The organism is Streptomyces sp. NPDC127177, from assembly GCF_042672475.1.
GTDB lineage: Bacteria > Actinomycetota > Actinomycetes > Streptomycetales > Streptomycetaceae > Streptomyces.
On sequence record NZ_JBHXUW010000043.1, the window covers coordinates 14,159 to 33,113 of the forward strand.

General features: G+C 68.6%; 15 protein-coding genes. 9 read left to right on the forward strand and 6 right to left on the reverse strand.

Annotated elements, in window-relative coordinates; translation table 11 throughout:
• Window positions 1-2 precede the first annotated feature (2 nt).
• Window positions 3-857, forward strand: coding sequence for a cobalt-precorrin-6A reductase (locus tag ACFVJX_RS25030; protein WP_384128331.1), 855 nt, complete (start codon window positions 3-5; stop codon window positions 855-857).
• A gap of 163 nt (window positions 858-1,020) precedes the next feature.
• On the opposite strand, the gene ACFVJX_RS25035 is transcribed toward ACFVJX_RS25030, so the two are convergent.
• A complete protein-coding gene (locus ACFVJX_RS25035; protein ID WP_384128329.1) occupies window positions 1,021-1,647 on the reverse strand; it encodes a precorrin-8X methylmutase in 627 nt (208 codons plus the stop codon).
• Window positions 1,648-1,706: 59 nt separating this feature from the next.
• The gene (locus ACFVJX_RS25040; RefSeq protein WP_384128378.1) at window positions 1,707-2,579 is read right to left on the reverse strand and encodes an NAD(P)H-binding protein; all 873 of its coding nucleotides are present in this window, start codon (window positions 2,577-2,579) and stop codon (window positions 1,707-1,709) included.
• 90 nt (window positions 2,580-2,669) lie between these two features.
• Here ACFVJX_RS25040 and ACFVJX_RS25045 point away from each other — a divergent pair, with 90 nt between their 5' ends.
• Window positions 2,670-3,401 carry a TetR/AcrR family transcriptional regulator gene (locus ACFVJX_RS25045; protein ID WP_384128328.1) on the forward strand — a complete coding sequence of 244 codons (732 nt, stop codon included), beginning with the start codon at window positions 2,670-2,672 and terminating at the stop codon, window positions 3,399-3,401.
• Window positions 3,402-3,640: 239 nt separating this feature from the next.
• Here ACFVJX_RS25045 and ACFVJX_RS25050 read toward each other — a convergent pair whose 3' ends face one another.
• A complete protein-coding gene (locus ACFVJX_RS25050; RefSeq protein ID WP_384128326.1) occupies window positions 3,641-5,269 on the reverse strand; it encodes an adenosine deaminase in 1,629 nt (542 codons plus the stop codon).
• 251 nt (window positions 5,270-5,520) lie between these two features.
• On the opposite strand from ACFVJX_RS25050, the gene ACFVJX_RS25055 reads away from it, so the two are divergent.
• Together ACFVJX_RS25055 and sigJ are read left to right on the forward strand one after the other, a co-directional pair.
• A complete protein-coding gene (locus tag ACFVJX_RS25055) occupies window positions 5,521-5,691 on the forward strand; it encodes a hypothetical protein (RefSeq protein ID WP_384128324.1) in 171 nt (56 codons plus the stop codon).
• Between the two features lie 196 nt (window positions 5,692-5,887).
• Window positions 5,888-6,847: an RNA polymerase sigma factor SigJ gene (gene sigJ, locus ACFVJX_RS25060; protein WP_384128322.1), complete on the forward strand. Its 960-nt coding sequence runs from the start codon at window positions 5,888-5,890 to the stop codon at window positions 6,845-6,847.
• 189 nt (window positions 6,848-7,036) lie between these two features.
• On the opposite strand, the gene ACFVJX_RS25065 is transcribed toward sigJ, so the two are convergent.
• On the reverse strand, window positions 7,037-8,254 hold the full coding sequence (locus ACFVJX_RS25065; RefSeq protein WP_384128320.1) for an alpha/beta hydrolase: 1,218 nt from the start codon (window positions 8,252-8,254) through the stop codon (window positions 7,037-7,039).
• 471 nt (window positions 8,255-8,725) lie between these two features.
• Between ACFVJX_RS25065 and ACFVJX_RS25070 the strand changes: the two genes are divergently transcribed.
• Window positions 8,726-8,851 carry a hypothetical protein gene (locus ACFVJX_RS25070; RefSeq protein ID WP_384128318.1) on the forward strand — a complete coding sequence of 42 codons (126 nt, stop codon included), beginning with the start codon at window positions 8,726-8,728 and terminating at the stop codon, window positions 8,849-8,851.
• A gap of 58 nt (window positions 8,852-8,909) precedes the next feature.
• Here the strand turns inward: ACFVJX_RS25070 and ACFVJX_RS25075 are convergent, their stop codons facing one another.
• Together ACFVJX_RS25075 and ACFVJX_RS25080 are read right to left on the reverse strand one after the other, a co-directional pair.
• Window positions 8,910-9,776, reverse strand: coding sequence for a hypothetical protein (locus tag ACFVJX_RS25075; protein WP_384128316.1), 867 nt, complete (start codon window positions 9,774-9,776; stop codon window positions 8,910-8,912).
• Between the two features lie 899 nt (window positions 9,777-10,675).
• The gene (locus ACFVJX_RS25080; RefSeq protein WP_384128314.1) at window positions 10,676-11,386 is read right to left on the reverse strand and encodes a hypothetical protein; all 711 of its coding nucleotides are present in this window, start codon (window positions 11,384-11,386) and stop codon (window positions 10,676-10,678) included.
• Between the two features lie 226 nt (window positions 11,387-11,612).
• Between ACFVJX_RS25080 and ACFVJX_RS25085 the strand changes: the two genes are divergently transcribed.
• The 4 genes from ACFVJX_RS25085 to ACFVJX_RS25100 all read left to right on the forward strand — a co-directional run bounded on the left by ACFVJX_RS25085 (window position 11,613) and on the right by ACFVJX_RS25100 (window position 18,947).
• Window positions 11,613-13,088: an ATP-binding protein gene (locus ACFVJX_RS25085; protein WP_384128312.1), complete on the forward strand. Its 1,476-nt coding sequence runs from the start codon at window positions 11,613-11,615 to the stop codon at window positions 13,086-13,088.
• A gap of 63 nt (window positions 13,089-13,151) precedes the next feature.
• Window positions 13,152-15,938, forward strand: coding sequence for a Z1 domain-containing protein (locus tag ACFVJX_RS25090; RefSeq protein ID WP_384128311.1), 2,787 nt, complete (start codon window positions 13,152-13,154; stop codon window positions 15,936-15,938).
• A complete protein-coding gene (locus ACFVJX_RS25095) occupies window positions 15,935-16,945 on the forward strand; it encodes a PD-(D/E)XK motif protein (RefSeq protein WP_384128309.1) in 1,011 nt (336 codons plus the stop codon). The genes ACFVJX_RS25090 and ACFVJX_RS25095 overlap by 4 nt, the downstream gene beginning before the upstream one ends.
• On the forward strand, window positions 16,938-18,947 hold the full coding sequence (locus tag ACFVJX_RS25100; RefSeq protein WP_384128307.1) for an AIPR family protein: 2,010 nt from the start codon (window positions 16,938-16,940) through the stop codon (window positions 18,945-18,947). Before ACFVJX_RS25095 ends, ACFVJX_RS25100 begins: the two co-directional genes overlap by 8 nt.
• Window positions 18,948-18,955 lie beyond the last annotated feature (8 nt).

Consider the following 18,955-nt stretch of genomic DNA (forward strand, 5'->3'; position numbering starts at 1 on the left):
CGATGCACGTACTCGTACTCGGCGGGACCGCCGAGGCCCGCCGGCTGGCCGGGCTCCTGGTGGCGGAGCTGCCCGCGGGGGCCACGGTGACCAGTTCCCTGGCCGGCCGGGTGACGGGGCCGACGCTGCCGCCCGGCGAGGTGCGCGTCGGCGGCTTCGGCGGGGCCGACGGCCTGGCCGCATGGCTGCTCACGCACCAGGTGGACGTGCTCATCGACGCCACCCATCCTTTCGCCGGGACGATCAGTTTCCACGCGGCCGCCGCTGCCGCTTCCGCCCATGTTCCTCTCCTCGCGCTGCGCCGCCCGAGCTGGGTGCCTGTCGACGGCGACGACTGGCACCCGGTCGGCTCCCTGGCCGGGGCCGCCGAGATCCTGCCCCCGCTGGGGACCCGGGTCTTCCTGACGACGGGCCGGACGGGTATCGCCGCGTTCGCGGGGCTGGACGCGCTGTGGTTCCTTGCGCGGTCGGTGGAGGCCCCGGAGCCGCCGTACCCGGGCGGTCTGGAGGTCCTGCGGGCCCGGGGCCCCTTCACCCTCGACGGGGAGCGCGAGCTGATCGCCCGGCACCGCATCGAGGTCCTCGTCACGAAGGACAGCGGCGGCGAGGCAACCGCCCCCAAGCTCGCTGCGGCCCGCGAGGCCCGGATTCCGGTGGTGGTGGTGCGCCGCCCGCCGGTACCGCCGGGCGTGCCGGTGGCCGCGACCCCGGAACTGGCCGTCGCCCTGCTGCGCGAACGCCTGGGCGGCCAGGGGGCTGGGGGCGGGACTGGGGGGCTGAGGGGGGCCCGGGGCCTGAGGGAGGTTCAGAGGCCTGAGCACGGCCCGGGGGCCTGGGGACGGCCAAGGTGGGCCTGAGGGGGGCCTGAGGGGGGCCTGAGGGCGGGTTAGGAGACCCGAGGACAGCCCGTGGACCTGGTGCCCGGGCCCATCCATGGCAGGACCGGGGCCCGGCGGCGGTCGTCGGGATCACGGCAGGCCCGGAGCCCGGCGACGGCCGTCCGGGCCCGCCCCGAGCTCGCTACTCCTCCTCGCTGGCGATCGCGTTGACGGCGGCGGCCGCGATCGCGCTGCCGCCGCGACGCCCGCGCACGATCAGATGCTCCAGTCCTGACGGGTGCGAGGCCAGGGCCTCCTTGGACTCGACGGCTCCGACGAAGCCGACCGGGACCCCGATGACGGCGGCCGGCCGTGGCGCGCCCTCCTCGATCATTTCGAGCAGCCGGAACAGGGCCGTCGGCGCGTTGCCGACGGCGACGACCGCACCGTCCAGCCGGTCGCGCCACAGCTCAAGGGCGGCCGCGCTGCGGGTGGTGCCGAGCTCCGCCGCGAGGCCGGCCACCGCCGGATCGGACAGGGTGCACACCACCTCGTTGCCGGCCGGCAGCCGCCTGCGCGTGATGCCGCTGGCCACCATGGAGACGTCGCAGAGGACCGGCGCCCCGGCCCGCAACGCGGCACGGGCACGGCTCACCACGTCCGGTGTGAAGGCGAGATCGTGCACGAGGTCGACCATGCCGCAGGCGTGGATCATCCGGACCGCGACCCGGCTCACATCGGCGGGCAGCCCCGACAGATCCGTCTCCGCGCGGATCGTGGCGAAGGACTGGCGGTAGATCGCCGGTCCGTCCTTCTCGTACGTGTGCACAGTGCCTTCGCTCTCTTCGTCTCGTACCGGGGAAACGGCCGTACGGGCAGTATCTCCGGTCAGCGGGAGTCGTCGCCGGTCAGCTGCTCGCGCAGGAACGCGCGCAAGCCGATGGGCTCACGTCCGATCAGGGCGGCCAGCGTCGGGTCCACGGCGGTGAACTCGCCGGCGCGGGCGGCCGCGAAGATGCCGAGCACCTGGTCGGCGGCCTCGGCGGGGGCGCCGTAACCCATCAGCTGCTCCCGGAACGCGGCGTCGGACGTCTCGGTCCTCGTGACGGTGCGGCCCGTGACCTCACCGGCGAGGCGGGCGAGGTCGGTGAAGGTGAGCGCCTGCCCCGCGGTGAGCGGCGGCGTGGGGCCGTCGAAGCGCCCCTCGTCGGCCAGGACCGCGGCGGCGGCGTCGGCGAGGTCGGCGTGCGCGGTCCAGGTGACCGGCCCGTCGGCGGGGAGCGCGAGCTCGCCGGACTCCAGTCCGTGGCCGGCGAGCTGGATCGCGCTGGCGGCGTAGAAGCCGTTGCGCAGTGAGGTGAACGGCACGCCCGAGGCGCTCAGCGCGTCCTCGGTGGCGGCGTGGTCGCGGCAGGCCTGGAAGTGCGAGTCGTGCGAGGCGCCCATCTGGCTGGTGTAGAGGATGCGGCGGGCGCCCGCCGCGACGGCTCCGTCGATCGCCGCACGGTGCTGCCGCACGCACTCCTCGCCCATCTTGTCGACGGAGACGAGGAGCACCTGCGAGGCGCCCTCGAAGGCGTGGGCCAGCCCGGCGGCGTCGGTGAAGCTGCCCTGCCGTACGCGTACCCCGCGGTCGGCGAACGCCTTCGCCTTCTGCGGGTCGCGGACACTGACGCCGATCCGCTCCGCCGGTACGCGCGTCAACAGACTCTCGACGACCCGCCGTCCGAGCTTTCCGGTGGCTCCGGTAACGATGATCATGATGTGCTCCAGCATCTTGGTTCCGTTGGTATCACTATCACCGTAACACCGGAACTATCGACGGAACCACATGGGCTGTATCATTGATATATGCCATCACGTTCGAACGAAGGAGGCGGCGCCGTCGCCGCCGAGCCCCGGTCCCGGCAGCGGATCATCGAGGCCGCGGCGGACCTGCTGGCGCGCGAGGGCCGTGACGCGGTCACCACGCGCGCGGTCGCGGTCGCCGCAGGCGTGCAGCCACCGGCCATCTACCGCATGTTCGGCGACAAGGACGGGCTGCTCGACGCGGTGGCGGAGTACGGCTTCGCCCGGTTCCTCGCGACCAAGCACGTGGACCCCGACCCGCCGGACCTCATCGAGGACCTGAGGGGCGGATGGGATCTGGCGGTCGAGTTCGGTCTGGCCAATCCGGCGTTGTTCTCGCTGATGTACAGCGAGCCCACCCGGCCCGAGTCGGCCGCGTTCACGGCCGGCATGGAGATCCTCATGGGCCGGATCCGGCGCCTGGCAGCCGGTGGCTGGCTCCGCGTCGGCGAGGAGCTCGCGGCGGGGCTCATCCACGCCACGGCACGCGGCGCGGTGCTCACCTGGCTGTCCCTGCCCGAGGAGCGGCGCGACCCCGCCCTGCTGACCACGCTCCGGGAGTCCATGGTCGCCGCCGTGACCAACCGCGAACCGGCCGTACAGACCCCCGGCCCGGCCGGCGCCGCCCGCGCCCTGCGCGCCGCACTGCCCGAACAGACGCTGCTCAGCGGCGCGGAGCAGCAACTGCTGAGGGAGTGGCTGGACCGGATCGCCTCCGACGGTCAGCGGCCGTGACAGCAGTACCCGTGACGGCGGAACCTGTGACGGCAGTACCCGTGACGGCGGAATCCGTGAATCCGCGAATCCGCGAGAGCAGTACCCGTGAGGGCGGCGGAACCCGCGAATCCGCGGCAGCAGCACCCGTGACGGCGGCGGAGAACCCGTGATGTCAGAACCCGGGACAGCAGTGCGTCCGGGTGAGGAGTGCGAACTGCGAACCCTCGCCCGGACGCGTACGTACGTGCGGTGTTACGTCAGCCCCGGCCGCCGTTGTCGCGCTCGAAGGCGGCGAAGGCCGTCTCCTGACGCCACTGCGTAGCCGCCTTGGGGCTGGCGGCGAGATGGCGCGAGCAGCGCGGGCTCGGGTGCGTGTCGCCGAGCCGGTCGCTGCGGCAGGCGGCGGCCGGCCGGTAGCCGGAGGGTGCGGTGCCCGGGGCCCACAGGCTGCGGCCGTCCCTGAACGCGTACTCAAGTGAAGCGCGGGCCAGGTCCTTCAGCTCGGTGTAGCTCAGGCCGTAGGTCTCCGCGGCGTACTGGTACTCATGGCTGACGTCGATCCGCGAGACCCCCGGGTCGTCGGTGGACAGGACCACCGGGACGCCGTAACGCCGGTACGCCTCGAACGGGTGGTCGGCGCCCGCGATGCCGAGGATCTGCTTGTTGCTGGAGAACGGCACCTCGACGGCGACGCCGCGCCGGGCCATCGTCCGCGCGAGCTGGCGCCAGTCGTTCTCGTGGACCAGGTCGACGCCGTGGCCGATGCGCTCGGCACCGGCGACGCGCACGGCCTCGTTGATGTGGAAGGTCAGGTCCTCGGGCTTGACCAGGCCGGGGGCCAGCTCACCGGCGTGCAGGGTGAGATGGGCACCCGGGTACTGGCCGCGTAGGTACTTCAGCATCCGCATCTGGAGGCTGTAGTCGCGCAGCGCGCTCTCCCCGTCCTCCGGCTGTACGAGGTTGACGGCGACGAACCTCGGATCGCGCTCCGCCAGCCGCATGCCGACCGCGATCTGGGTGAACACGCGCGCCGGGGTGCTGCCCCGCGACACCTGGGAGATCCACCTGACGGGCAGCCGGCAGCCCGGGTCGGGGCGCGCGGTGTCGCAGTGCGCGGTCGCCCGGAACTGGGCGTCGGCGTCATCGGCCTCCCGGACCGCCTCGTTGACGACCCGGTCGAGCTGCCCGCCGGCCAGGAGCTTGCGGTGCAGGGCGGGCAGGTCGGCGTCGTAACCCACCGCGTCGGCCAGCTTCTTGGCGCTGTCCGACGCCGGGGTGACCATGGTCTCCAGATAGAACTGGTTCTGCTCGACGGCGGTGTCCGCCACGTTCGCCAGGAGCTTGCCGCGGTCCCAGGTCGCCAGGCTGAACTTGCCGAACGTGTCGAAGAAGTGGTCGTGCCCGGACTGGTCGGCGGGGAAGTCCTGCATGGACCAGGCCCGGACGATCTGCTGCCGGAAGGCGGTGTCCGCCCGCGCGTCGGACGCGGGCCTCGTGCCCGTCCCGCACGGCGGCGCCACGGCCGTCATCGTCGCGTCGATGCACAGGCCGCGCTCGATGGCGAGCTTGATCAGGTATTCCGTCGTGGCCGCGCCGGAGAGGTGGTTGTGCAGGTCGCCGCCCTTGGGAAGCGCCTTGAAAAACGCCTTCAACCGCTCGGGCCTGCCCTGGAGGGAAGCGAGGCGGGCGGCGGTCCGACGCTCGGCCGGAGTCACCACGCGGGGCGACGCCTGGGCGGCGGCGCGGTGCGCCGTGTCCTTCGCGGGTACGGCCGTGGCGGCGGCGGTGGCCGGGACCGCCGGGAGCAGGGTCAGTGCGGTGAGAGCGCCGAGCCCGGCCAGGAGGCGGGACTTGGGACGGAGTTCCGTCCGGAATGTTGAGATCACGGCCGAATGATCGCGCCCTGAGAGGTCATTTCTCACCTAAACGGCATCAATGACCAGAAACCTCCACCCGATCGAGTGTGCCGTACCTGCCGCACCCGCACGCCGTACGCGCCACGGATCGGCACACCGGGCAACCCGTTGATCGCGACTCGCATCAGCAGCAGACTCGGTACCGCCCGAGGAGTTGAGCGAATGCGCGGCCGGCAGGGCCGGTCGGCGCGAGTTCACCGAAGCGTCTGTCTGGAGTTGCGATGAGCCTGACCGCGGACGACCGCCTGGAGATCCATGAGGTGATCGCACTCCACGGCCACTTGAGTGACGCCGGGGCCCGGACGGAGCAGGGGTGGCGCATCGGGCACCGGAAGGTGTCGGTCGGCCGCGAGGCCGGGCGCGGGCTCGAACCGCTCGTGCTGCCCGACTGAGGCGCGACGGCCGCAGCCGGGTGCCGGCGCCGGCACCCTCCTCAGCCTCGTGGCAGGGGGGATGAGGGTTCGACAATGTCTCGACAGTTCGACGGAACGGGCCCGCGAACCGCGAGGCGAGGGAGTCCGGTGCGGCGTTTCCGGCGGTGCGCCGGAATCGGAAACGGCTGAGAAGAACCACGGAGCGATCACGGCCATGAGTACCTCGTCCGAGTCAGAGCATGTCCTCCCCGGGCCGGTCCCGGACGTGGTCGTCGGAGAGCGGCGCCGACTGATCAACGTCGCCTACCGGCTGCTCGGTTCGCTGGCCGAGGCCGAGGACGCCGTACAGGAGACCTACGCCCGCTGGTACGCGATGTCGCGGCAGCAGCAGGAGGGCGTCGAGTCACCCGGCGCCTGGCTGACGACGGTCGCCGGCCGCATCTGCCTCGACGTGCTCAAGTCGGCGCGTGTCAGGCGCGAGGCCTATGTCGGCGCATGGCTCCCGGACCCGCTGCCCGACCGTACGGAGTGGTTCGGCGGGCGGTCGGCCGTCGGCAGGGCCGAGTCGGCGGACCCCGCCGACCAGGTCACCCTGGACGAGTCGGTGAACATGGCCTTCCTCGTCGTACTGGAGTCGATGACACCGGCCGAGCGCGTGGCGTTCATCCTGCACGACGTCTTCCGGTACCCGTTCCCCGAGATCGCCGTGATCATCGGTCGGACGCCCGCGGCCAGCAGGCAACTGGCGTCATCGGCCCGCCGACGCGTCCGGGCCGCGCGGGCCCCGGAGCCGCCGACGGCCGGACAGGCCGGTCTGGTAAAGCACTTCAAGGAGGCGTGGGAGGCCAAGGACATCAACGCCCTCGTCGGCCTCCTCGACCCGGAAGCCACGATGACCGCCGACGGCGGCGGCCTGGTCGGCGCCGTCCGCCGCCCGGTCGAGGGCGGCAGGCGCATCGCCGAGTACCTGATCCTCATGGCCGACAAGGCCCCCGGCCTGACTCTCCTGGAGCGTACGGTCAACGGCCGCCCCGGCCTGGTCGCCCAGCACGCCGGCACGACGGTGACAGTGGCGGCGTTCGGTCTCGCCGCCGACCGTGTCACGCACATCTGGGCGGTCCGCAACCCGGAGAAGCTCCGCCCCTGGACGTTGGCGGAGGACGCGGAGGCATGAAGGCCGCGGACGGGCCGACAGCCCGACCAGGCCCTCGCGCAGCAGAACGGCGTCCGCGCCGACGCCAGGCGCCCGACGGTCGGGATGCTCGCGGCCGGTGATCGCGGTGATCGCGGTGACGCGGGTGCTGCCGCTCAGGACAGTCACCCGCGACAGGCCGCCTCCGCCCCCGCACCGATGATGTCCCGGTCATCCCGTCGGCTCCACTGCGGGACAACTGGCCCCGCGGGCAGGGAGTTTCAGCGAGATCAGATAGGCGTCGACCGCCTTCTGCGCGCAGGGACTGCTGGTGTACGTGCCGTGGCCCCAGCCCTCGTACGTATGGAGGACCGCGCTACTGCCGAGCTGATCAGCCACATGGGTGGCCCAGTTGTAGCCGGATGCCGGGTCGTGAAGGGAATTGGTGAGCAGGAGTGGCCTGCTGCCCCTCACCTTCAGCCGGTGCTGCGGATTGCCGGGAGCGGGCGCGCCGAGGCAGGCCGATACGGACATCAGGGCGCGGGCGTACTTCATGTCCGGTGCGACCTTGCCGACACGGCGCAATTCCCGTGCGTAGCCTTCGTAGCCGTGGACCGGCAGGCTCCAGTCCTGGCAGAAGATCTCGAACGCATTGGTTCCGAGGGCGGGTTCGGCCCTGGTCCCGTTGGCTCCGGCCGGCTTCGCCGACTCGGGCGCGCTCCCGGCGAGCCGGCGCAGGAACTCGCCCAGCGTCGCCCACTCGGGGTCGTACAACTGCTTCATCACCGCGACGTTGAGGTCGAACGGGGTGACGGCCCTGCCGTTGTCCGACAGCTTCCCCCGCTCGGCGCGGTCGAGGAGATCCGCCCAGACCGCCCGCACATCCGATCCGTGCAGGGCGCAGCTCCGGGTCCGTCCGCACCAGGCCACGAACTCGTCGAAGGAGTCCTGGAGCGTGGCGCCCTGTGTGGAGAGGAACCTCCTCGTGCCCAGGCTGTGGTCCACCACGGCTTCCAGGACCACGGCACGGACCCGCTTCGGGTACCGCTCCGCGTACTGCTCGCCGAGCAGCGTCCCGTAGGAACTGCCGTGGAAGGTGAGCGACTTCTCGCCGAGGGCAGCTCGAACGGCGTCGAGGTCCTGCACCGTGCTGAGAGTGTCGACGTGGTCGAAGAGCCCGTGCTCGGTGTTCTTCCTGCAGTCCTCCCGCAGCTCACGGTTGTACTTCACCGTGGCGTCGAACTCGGCCCGGCTCTTCATGACCGGCGACGGACGTCTGTCCAGGAGTGCCTGCGAGCAACGGATCGGGTTGCTGAGTCCCACACCGCGTGGATCGAAGCTGACGATGTCGAACCGGCTGCGGAGGGTGTCGCTGAAGCGGTCCATATTGCCCTTGCCCACGATCCGGTCGACGCCCGAATCCCCGGGCCCGCCGGGCCCGAACACCATGGAACCGACACGTGCCCCCGGCCCCGTGGCCCTGCGCCGGGCGAGCCGGAGATCGAACCGCTCTCCGTCCGGCCTGCTCCAGTCCACCGGAACCGACAGCGCGCCGCACTCCGCCGATGGATCCTTCGCGCACGGCTCCCAGCGAATGGACGAACCAGCCCCGACGGGCCCCGGTACCCACGCCTCGACCGCCGCTCCGCCCACGCCCGGCCCCGGCGCTCCGCTCGCGGTCCCGCCACCCACGCAGCCGATCACGACGGCCAACACCGCACCCCAGACGAGGTGCGACCTCCCTCTCCACCGGTGAATCCGCGTCCCGCCCGATGCTTCTCCGGCCACCACAGCACCGCTCCTCACGTCGTCCGAGGTTACGAGGATCGTTCGCGTGCGCCCCGCCCGCTATCCGGCAAGCCCCTGGACGGCCCCCTAGGGGAGCCGCCGGCCTCAGAATGAACTCACCCTGCCCCGACCATGGTTGGCCGCAGCCCGGTCATCTCCAGAAGCCTCGTGCTCGGCATGACGGGGGGCCAGGCCGAGGAAGACGGGGGCGAGGCCGTCCTGTACATCTGCGCGACCGACGAACACGGGCACCGGTAGCCGGCGTCCACCGCCGCCGGACCGCGGTGGCGGAGTTCAGCGCGCGGGCCCACTGGAATTACCAGGGCAGTGGGTCGGGCCGTCGGCGCCACCACCAACCCAGTTGTCTGCCACTCGCCTCCGCGCCCAGGAGCAGTCCGATCAGTGAGCCCTGCGGATCCTCCGTGGTGAGGCGGGCATAGGTGCTGTCCAGCTGCTGAAGCCCCTGTCGCAGTACGGCCGCAGCGGAAAGGGGGAGTGTGCCGGGGACGATAGTCAGCCCATCTCGCGCGGCCAGCCGCTCCTGGTAGATGTCCGGGGGGCACCAGCCCGAACCGGCCCACCCCGATGCCATGTGGGCGACGAGCTTTTCCCACGCTCCCAGACAGTTCGAGAACTCCCACTCGGGACCTTCCTGGGCCAGGAAATCTGCGGGCATTTGTTCACGGAAGCTGTCCGCGATCGGAGTGGGGATCCTCAGCTCTCGGACCACTTCCGGGATCCTCGTGACCGTCGTGTTCGGCAGCTGCCGAACCGGGGTTTCCACGGCATCAACCACATAGACGGGATCTTCGTCGTCGGACGCATAGAGGCGTACCCGCGTGACGTTCCCCTCCGGGGTGGCCGCCCAGTAGGCGCTCGGCGGAATTGACTCGGCAGGGAAGAGCACCACCACCCCGGCGGCTGTGGCTATGCGCTGTGCCAACACCGATTCCGCGGGAGGGTCGGCAACAAACTCCTGCGCGTAGACGTCCAACTCCCAAGACAGGTCTCCGTGAAGGGCGCTGTACTGGCATGCGACGGCGGCTTCCCAGTTCCTCAGGCCGGGATCACCGAAGGAGTCGGCTACATCCACATTCGAACCACGCACGTCAAAGGCCGATTCCAGAATCTTTACCAGGATGCTTGTTTCCATCGCGCCGGCAACCAGCAGGTTATACATCATGGAGATATCCCGTTGCAGATCGGCAGGGCTTTCTGACGGCTTCCGGGGGCTTTGCGACGGCTTCCGGCTTTCCGTGCAAAGGTGGATCTCTTGCGAGCTGTGGAACTGCTGGAATATCGTCGCGAGCCCGGACGACCTGCGCCTGAACCCGAGACGGTATGCCGAGAATACGGAACGCGCCATGAGGGCGACCCCGGCACTCCCCGGCAGGGCGGCGTTACCACGCGTCAAGGTGTCCGATGGGCTACCGCCGTCGTCACCGGTGCTTCTCTCGGGCGGCCGCGCGGATCGTACGGCCGTGATCGCGGTCCAGGCCCACTGCTCGGCGCCCCACAAGATGACCCCGGAAACCACTCAGGGGCCTGATCCACTAAGTGGATCAGGCCCCTGCCTGGTCTTACGGCTGTCGGGGTGGCGGGATTTGAACCCACGACCTCTTCGTCCCGAATGAGGTTCGATCAAGTACGACACCGAGCAGTTTAGTGTTTTGCCTGCTCAGGAGGTTGGATTGGAGTGGTCTCGGGCTGTCTGGACGAGGCTTCGGGAGCGGGCTGGCTCCCAGATGGCTCCCAGCGGGCATCGTCTGTTGCCGAGCTTGCGCATCAGGTCGGTGACCAGCGCTTGATCGCGAGCAGCGTCGGAACACCCGGAACGGATCCCGCAGGATCCGGCGCCTCTGGAGCCGTGTGTTCCGTTCCGCTTCCCGGAGCGCGAACACGGGCTCGGCTCTGCCGTACAGTCCCGGCCGCGCGGGAAGATCTCCAGCGGGATGACAGGGAGATTGCTGAACGGCTCTCGGCAAAACCACCTAGAAGTCATGGTCCGGCAGCCTCCCGAACTCAAAAAAGTCCATGCCAGATTCGCCCAGTGAATGCCGCCGCCCGACCTCGATTCTCCGGCTACTCCAGCACGGAGAGGAGTCCGCCCCACTTGCCCAAATCTGGGGCGGGGAGCCCCCAGTCAAGGTACGGGCACCCGTCGCCGCCGCACGTGCCCCCGAGGAGAAGTTGGACTCCGGCGGCAAGGAGCTCGGCCGCCAAACCCTGGGGCGGGAGCAGGGCCATAGGGGGCCCGGCGAGCTCCACACGTTCCAAGACAAGCCGGTCGCGGGTGAGGAAAACGTGAGCGCCAACGGCCTGAGCCTCAAGTACCAAGTCGCGGTCAGCGCCATCAGGAAGGCCGGTAACTTCACCGACGGGAGTGGTCGACGGTCCGTGCGACGGCGCAGGCACAGACCAGTTTCCCACCTGGAATGCCAAGCTGTCCGCTAATGCGTTGATCGACGGAAGCCTGTGTTCCAGGAAGCGCTCGGTGACCTTCTTGGCGTCGGTCTTTGAGCGGGGAGTTACCACGAATCGAATGTCGCGCAACAGCCACAGGTTGAGAAGGTCCGCGAGGCCGTACAGCTCGTTGGTGTAGGCGATGTCCTCCGCAACTCGATCGGGCAGCGACTCATCGTTCATGAGCGCGGCCCCATGCCGCTGGAGGTCGATCAGGACGTTTGAGTCGACGGCGACGACCAACGGACCGTGGTAGCCAGGTGGCAGCAGACCCGGAAGGATGTGATGGCAGAAGCCCAGCCCGCCATCCTCGGTGACTTCGTGGAGCACCCCTGCAGACTACGCCGGTGCGGAAAGCGATGTAGACCAGCCGAGGCACCGACCTTGCTGGCCAGGCTCAACTACCATCCTGGGTAGGTGGGGATTTGGCCCGGGGGATGAGAACAGAGCTACTTACGAGACGTCCAGAGGAACGTCTCGGTTCTCAGCTCCATGGATCGCTCGGACACCACGCGTCGGCAAGCGGTTGCAACGGGGAGCAGGACTGGAACTGGGCATGAAATACGACATCGCAGCCCCTGAACCTGCAGGCATGGTCGCCTCGCTCAGCTCTCTCGGCTATTCACTGCCCGCCGCCATCGCGGATCTCGTGGACAACAGCATCTCCGCGAAGGCAGCCAACATCGACATCGAGTTCACATGGGCTGGACAGGACTCGTGGATCGCTGTCGTCGACAACGGCGAAGGGATGAGCGCGGACGATCTCGTGACCGCCATGACCGTGGCTGCGCGCGGTCCCGCCACACCGCGTACCGCCACGGATTTGGGGCGCTTCGGCGTCGGACTCAAGTCCGCGTCGTTCTCCCAGGCCCGTCAGCTCACCGTCGCGACCGCTGTCTCCGGAGAGTGGCACGTACGTACGTGGGATCTCGACGTCGTTGAGAAGTTCGGTGAGTGGAGGCTGTTGCACGGCGTGGACGAGGCGACGGCGGACCTGCTCGACAGGATCCGCGGTAGGGCTGACCATGGCACGGTCGTTTTGTGGCGGCGGCTAAACGGATACCACGTCGACGGCGTGACCGAGGACGACGAGCGGACCCAGAAGCAGTTCTACGCAGAGGCTGCCCGCGCGGAGTCGCACTTGGGCATGGTCTTCGCCCGGTTCCTGACGGGCAGTCGTCGCCGCACGATGCGTGTCTCCGGTAGCCCGGTCGAGCCCTGGGACCCCTTCCTCTCCGGTCACCCTTCTGTTCAGCCCCTCCCTGTGGAGCAACTTCCGCTCGGCACCGGCTTCGTACGAGTGGAGGCGTTCGTCCTCCCCAGCGCGCAGCGGCTCACGCCTGCCGAGTACGACAAGGCCAGCGGCCCACGCGGTTGGCTCGACCAGCAGGGGTTCTACGTGTACCGGCGGGACCGTCTGATCCTGGCCGGCGACTGGCTTGGCCAGCGCGGTGTACGCCGCGAGGAAAAGTACAATTTGGCACGGATCGCCGTGGACATCTCCGCCGGGACGGACGTCGAGTGGGGCGTCGACGTCCGTAAGTCCAGCGTTGTGCCGCCCGTCGGCCTGCGTCCCCACCTCCGCCGGATCGCTCTGCAGGCTCGGAGGAGAGCCGCCGACGTGCTGCGCCACCGCGGGCAGATCGCGGCGCGAACGCACGGTGACCCACTCCTCTACGCGTGGAACGTCCGCCGTGCGAGTGACCAGGTCACCTGCAGGATCAACCGTGGTCACCCCTTGGTGAGGGCGGCGCTACGCCCCGGCGGCGCCAGTACAGACGACGTGCGAGCCCTGATCCGCCTGTTGGAGGAGACCGTGCCGGTTACGGCCCTCCGTGTGATGCATGAGACGGACACCAGTGACGACCCCGAGCCCTTCGGCGGTCCGGGACCTGCCGACGCCGGCGCGACGGAGGTCGCACAACGGATCTACGAGGCGATGGTCTCCGACGGTCGTTCGCCCGCAGCCGCCCGGGAGCGACTCCGGACCATGCCCCCCTTCGATCAAATGCAGGGCTTCTGGAGCGGGTGAGCCCGTTCTCAGTAGTCGCCCCTACCCTGCCCGATACCGTCCCCGTTCAGCTGGAGGTCAGCTGTGAGTTCCACCCCTGAGGACTCCTTCGAGTCCCTTGCCAAAGCCAGGCGCCTGGTTCTCGCACTGCTGTCCCAGGACCGTCAGCCGACTCCGGAAGAGGTGCAGAACGCCGTTACCGTCATCTTCGGGATGTTGGCCGGCCAAGGGGAGGTTGTCGATCGAGACCAGCTGGCCAAGGAGATCGAGGCCATAACCGCCGTTTTCCAGGAGGGCTCCTCCGGTCTCGAGAGCGACAGGGGACACGAGCCGTGGCTGCCGGAGGCGAAGAACGACCGCGAATGGGACTTCTGGGAGCGCTACCGTCGCTACCTCGAGGACGTCCGTAGCCTGCCCCCGGTAGTCGTGCGTCGGCTGGACCAGAGCACGGACGAGGTCCTGAGCCAGCTGGAGGACCCGCGCCGCATCGGATCCTGGCGCCGTACCGGCCTTGTGATCGGTCAGGTTCAGTCGGGCAAGACAGGGCAGTACATCGGGCTCGCCGCAAAGGCCGTGGACGCGGGATACCAGTTCGTGGTGGTCCTGGCCGGAATCCACAACGACCTCCGCAGCCAGACGCAGCTGCGTGTCGACGAGGGCCTCCTGGGTTTCGACACACAGCACCAGCAGCGGTCCAACCAGAACGGGAAGTCCCGTCTCATGGGTGCTGGGCGGATGCCCGGCGCCAAGAGGCTCGACATCGCGTCGCCCACGAACAGCTCCGAGAAGGGCGACTTCGGTCGTCAGGCGGCCAACGCGGTCAACTTCCCCCTCGGCCGGTTCCCGGTCGTCCTCGTCGTGAAGAAGCACTGGAAGATCCTCGAGTACCTCCGTACTTGGGTGACGGAGGTACAAGGCGCCGAGGATGAGACCGGCCGCAAGGTCGTGCGTGACATCCCGCTCTTCGTCATCGACGACGAGGCCGACAACGCCTCCATCAACACCAAGCGGGACCCTGACGCGGATCCGACGAAGACCAACGCCGCGATCCGAGACCTCATGCAGAGTTTCGAGAAGTCGGCCTACGTCGGGTACACCGCGACGCCGTACGCCAACATCTACATCGATCCCGATGTGGACCACGCCGCCCTCGGCGCCGACCTCTTCCCCGACAGTTTCATCCGGACGCTGCCCTCACCGTCCAACTACCTCGGCCCGGAGCGGGTCTTCGGACTCCAGGTCGACAACGACGACGAGGACGACGTGCCCCCGTTGCCGCTCGTGCGTCCCGTGGACGACGCCGAGAGCTGGGTTCCGAGCAAGCACAAGTCCGCCTTCGTCCCGTCCGACGACCTACCCCAGTCTCTGCGTGAGGCGATTGCCTCGTTCGTGCTCTCGTGTGCCGCTCGCAGGGCGCGGGGGCAGACGAAGGTGCACAACTCCATGCTGGTGCACGTCACCCGCTTCACCGCCGTCCAGGGGATCGTTCGTGACCAAGTGGCCGACCATCTGGGCCTTCTAGTGGACTCGCTCCGTGACCGGTACGGGCAGGCTCCGGAGCGGATGGCAGAGCTCCAAACCCTGTGGGAGCGCGACTTCGTCCCCACCACGGACCACTTCCCCGCGGACGAGGCCGAGCCATTGACCTGGGAGGAGGTGGCCATACAGGTCATGCCGGCCCTGCGCAAGATCGTGGTCAAGACGGTGAACGGCGCCTCACGTGACGCGCTCGACTACTACGAGCACCGTAGGACCGGTCTCTCCGTCATCGCCATCGGAGGTCAGAAACTCTCCCGCGGACTCACCCTGGAAGGGCTGACCGTCAGCTACTACCTGCGTACGTCCAACACCTACGACACCCTGCTGCAGATGGGCCGGTGGTTCGGATTCCGCCCGGGGTACGAGGACCTGTGCCGTCTCTACACGACGTCCGACCTCCAGGCCAAGTACGTCGAGGTGACCGCCGCGACCGACGAACTTCGCCGTGAGGTGGAGGAAATGGCCGCGCTCAACCTCACCCCAAGGAACTTCGGGCTGAAGGTACGTGCCTCCTCGCTCGGCCTCGCGATCACAGCCACCAACAAGATGCGCCAGGGTACGAAGGTCATGCTCAGTTACTCCGGCGAGGGCCCGGAGACCGTGATCTTCAACCTCGCTCAGAAGACCGTTGACCAAAACCTCAAGGCACTTGAGGACTTCGTCCAGCGGCTCGACGGCGTCGCGGCGGCCGAGTCGAAGGTTCCGGGCGGCAATGTCGCGTGGAAGTCGGTGCCTTCCGAGGTGATCGCCGACTTCCTCTCCAGCTACGAGACCGACCGCATGGCGCAGCGCGTCCGTCCCAGGTTCATCGCGAAGTACATCGACCAGTGCGTGGCGGTGGGCGAACTACACGAGTGGACGGTGCACCTGGTCGGCAAGTCCGCGGCACAGGATGCGCAGAACGTCGCTGGACACACCATCGGGCCGGTGACCCGCGCGGCGATCAATCCCGGTTTCAGGACGGAGGGGCGCTACACGATCCGCCGGGTGCTCAGCCCGCCTGACGAGTACCTCGACCTCGAACCGGCCCAGGTGAAGGCCGCTCTCGACGCCACGCAGATGGCCGCGGCGATGAAGAAGAAGGAGAAGGTTCCCCAGATGCCCTCGGGCGAGCACCTGCGCTGGCAGAGGAGGCCCGACCAGGCCCTGCTGCTGATCTACCTGATCGAGCGGCCGGCGGCCTCTCCGGACGGTGAGGCAGAGCCGCCTCTGGTGGGCTTCAAGGTGAGCTTCCCCCGCTCCGAGCACCAGTCCGACACGGAGTACGTCGTCAATACCATCTGGCAGCAGGAGGGCCTCGACGCCTTCGACGACGAGGAGGGCGGGGAGTGACCGTCACCGAGGCCGAGTGGCAGGGCCTGGAGACCCCCCAGAGCACGCCCGGTAGGTCCCGGCTTCGGCTACACCCGAACGCTCCTCTGGACGTCTTCCTGTCCGTCACCCACCCTGGTCACCAACGCATGTTGGTCCTCAGGACCGACGCCCGCTCCGCGGACCACATCGTGCGCTCGGTGGGGCGGCTGCCGCGTGCGGCCGGACTGGAGATGAACCTGAGCGCGGTGTCGCGGCTCGAGTACGAACTCCAGGTGGTCCTGACCGCGAACGAACTGCGTGAGGTTTTCAACCCGCTCGTCACCGACGTTGCCGACACCGTCAGGGACGCCCCCGAGGCCGCTGCCGCCCTGACCGCCGCCGTGGACAGGTTCGAGCGGTGGCAGGACCTCCTTCGCTCCGTAAGTAAGGACGGCCTGGCTCCCGAGGCACGCCGCGGCCTTGTGGGCGAGCTTCTTGTACTCCGAGAGCACGTCCTGCCCGCCGTCGACCCGGCTGATGCCGTGGAGGCGTGGACTGGTCCGAGCGGAGCCAACCAGGACTTCCAGCTATCCGAGGTGGCGATCGAGGCGAAGGCCAGCACCGCCAGGCGTCCGCGTAGCATCCGTATCGCCAGCGAGCGGCAGCTGGACGGCACCGGCACACCCGCACTGCTGCTGGCACTGGCGATGCTCGACGAACGGCGTGGTGGATCGGGCGAGAGTCTGAACCGGCTCGTCGAACGGATACGCGAGCGGCTCACCAGCTCCGCTGACCGGGCTCAGTTCGATGGGCGTCTCGTCCAAGCCGGATACCTTCCCGGACAGCGAGACATGTACGACGAGCCCCGCTACACCCTTCGCGATCTGCACTTCTGGCATGTGCGGGGGGATTTTCCGAGAATTGTTGAAGCGGATCTCGCCGCAGGTGTCGGCGACTGCACTTACCACGTGAGTACCTCGGGGCTGGATCAGTACCGCGCCACGACCGACGAGGTGACCGAACTGATCGGGGGCTTGCATGCCTGAGCTCGACCTGTCCGAGTATTCACGCGATCTCGTGGCAGATGTCCAGGCGACCGCCGACGCTGAGGGAAGCAACCCCTCGGAGGCGTTCACCCGACGGGTCTTCGAAGACCTGGAGCAGGCGGGCATCGCTTCCAACACCTTCACCGCTTACCACAAGGCGCAAGGGCATCTGGTCCACGGATATGGCATCGGGGAGTCCGGGGAGTGCCTCGACCTGTTCGTCACGGACTTCACCCTGGGCCCCTCGGAGTCCAAGCTCACGAAGAGCCAGACCGAGACGGCCTTCAAGCGGCTGCTGACGTTCGTAAAACGGTGCCGGGACGGGCTGCGTCAGCACATCGACGAGTCGTTCGATGTCTACGACATGTGCGCGGCGGTCGAGAAGGCCCTCACCGAGGTACAGAGGATCCGGCTCTTCCTCCTCAGTAACCGTGTCGGCACCAGCACCGTGGTTCCGCCCACCGACTTCGACGGTCTCCCCGTGACCCACGAGGTGTGGGACCTAGCGCGGCTGCACCGCCATGCGACGTCCGGCAGCATCAGCGAGCCCATCGTGGTCTCCTTCGAACCTCCGCTGCCGTGCGTCTCCGCGCCCAGCAGCGAGTCGGACCACTCGGTGGCCATGGCGGTCATCCCGGGGCGGAGACTGGCCGAGCTGTACGGGGAGTACGGCACCCGACTCCTCGAACTCAACGTCCGGTCGTTCCTGCAGGCCCGTGGCTCGGTGAACCGGGGAATCAGGGAGACGCTCCTGAGCGCGCCCGGCAGGTTCCTGGCGTACAACAACGGCATCACGGCGACCGCCTCGCAGGTCGACTTCGTGCACGGCCCGGACGGACAGCCGACAGGCATTTCCCGTGTTCACGGAATCCAAGTGGTGAACGGTGGCCAGACGACGGCGTCACTGCACTACGCGCAGAGCCGCGACAAAGCGGATCTCTCGCATGTGTCGGTACAGATGAAACTGACGGAGGTGTCCCCCGAGCGGCTCGCGGAGATCGTCCCGATGATCTCCGAGTACTCGAACACACAGAACCGGGTGACGCTGGTCGACTTCAGTTCGAACCACGAGTACCACGTGGCCGTCCAGCGGATCACGCGATCCCTTTGGGCGTCGGCGACCGACGGGAGCGGTCAGGAGACTCACTGGTTTTACGAGCGTGCACGCGGCCAGTACACCGACGAGGTGGCCAAGGCCTGGACCCCTGCGAAGCAGCGCACCTTCAAGAAGCTCAACCCTACGAGGCAGAAGTTCACGAAGGCGGACCTCGCCAAGTACGTCAACTCTTGGAACCACCTTCCGTTCCAGGTCAGTCGTGGAGCGCAGAAGAATTTTGCGGCGTTCATGGTCCGCATCGACGAGGCGCCCCCTCACGTCGACGTGCAGTACTGCCAACGCGTGATCGCGATGGCTGTTTTGTTCAAAGCGGTCGACCGCATCGCGGCGACCCACGAGGCAGGCAGTTACAAGAGCATGATCACGACCTACACGGTGGCACGCTTGTCCCTCGCCACGGACCGGCGCATCGACCTCGACCGGATCTGGCGTGAACAGCGGATCTCGCCGGCTCTCGAAGACGCGATCGACGATCTGTGTCCCCGGGTCATGGCGGTGGTGACCAATCCACGCGAAGGTAACCACGTCGGCGAATGGGCCAAGAAGCCCAGCTGTTGGGACGCGGTCTCCAGGGTTCGCTGGACCGTCCCCCGCGACCTGCAGTCGGAGCTCCGCGAGCATCCCTTGGACGAGGAGGCGCTGGCGGGCGGCACCGAGGGAGCCGAGGGGGCCAGGGATGAGGTGACGGTGGTCCCCGCGGACGAGTGGTACGCGCTCGAGCAGTGGGCCAAGGAGACCCACAACCTCGTACCCGCACAGCGTCAGTTGGCCCAGTACGTCGGAAGGCGTCTCGAACTCGACCAAGAGGTCCCCGAGCCGCAGGCGGTGCAGGCCCTGCACGCTCGCAGCGAGGCCCTGTCCCTCGGGTTCACCCCCGGGGCGTAGACGACACC

Excerpts from the sequence above, each read along its gene's own strand:
- ACFVJX_RS25030 (WP_384128331.1), top strand. The coding sequence starts at position 3 with ATGCACGTACTCGTACTCGGCGGGACCGCCGAGGCCCGCCGGCTGGCC.
- ACFVJX_RS25075 (WP_384128316.1), bottom strand. The coding sequence starts at position 9,776 with ATGATGTATAACCTGCTGGTTGCCGGCGCGATGGAAACAAGCATCCTG.
- ACFVJX_RS25085 (WP_384128312.1), top strand. The coding sequence starts at position 11,613 with ATGAAATACGACATCGCAGCCCCTGAACCTGCAGGCATGGTCGCCTCG.
- ACFVJX_RS25055 (WP_384128324.1), top strand. The coding sequence starts at position 5,521 with ATGAGCCTGACCGCGGACGACCGCCTGGAGATCCATGAGGTGATCGCA.
- ACFVJX_RS25065 (WP_384128320.1), bottom strand. The coding sequence starts at position 8,254 with ATGGTGTTCGGGCCCGGCGGGCCCGGGGATTCGGGCGTCGACCGGATC.
- ACFVJX_RS25040 (WP_384128378.1), bottom strand. The coding sequence starts at position 2,579 with ATGATCATCGTTACCGGAGCCACCGGAAAGCTCGGACGGCGGGTCGTC.
- ACFVJX_RS25070 (WP_384128318.1), top strand. The coding sequence starts at position 8,726 with ATGGTTGGCCGCAGCCCGGTCATCTCCAGAAGCCTCGTGCTCGGCATG.
- ACFVJX_RS25100 (WP_384128307.1), top strand. The coding sequence starts at position 16,938 with ATGCCTGAGCTCGACCTGTCCGAGTATTCACGCGATCTCGTGGCAGAT.
- ACFVJX_RS25045 (WP_384128328.1), top strand. The coding sequence starts at position 2,670 with ATGCCATCACGTTCGAACGAAGGAGGCGGCGCCGTCGCCGCCGAGCCC.
- sigJ (WP_384128322.1), top strand. The coding sequence starts at position 5,888 with ATGAGTACCTCGTCCGAGTCAGAGCATGTCCTCCCCGGGCCGGTCCCG.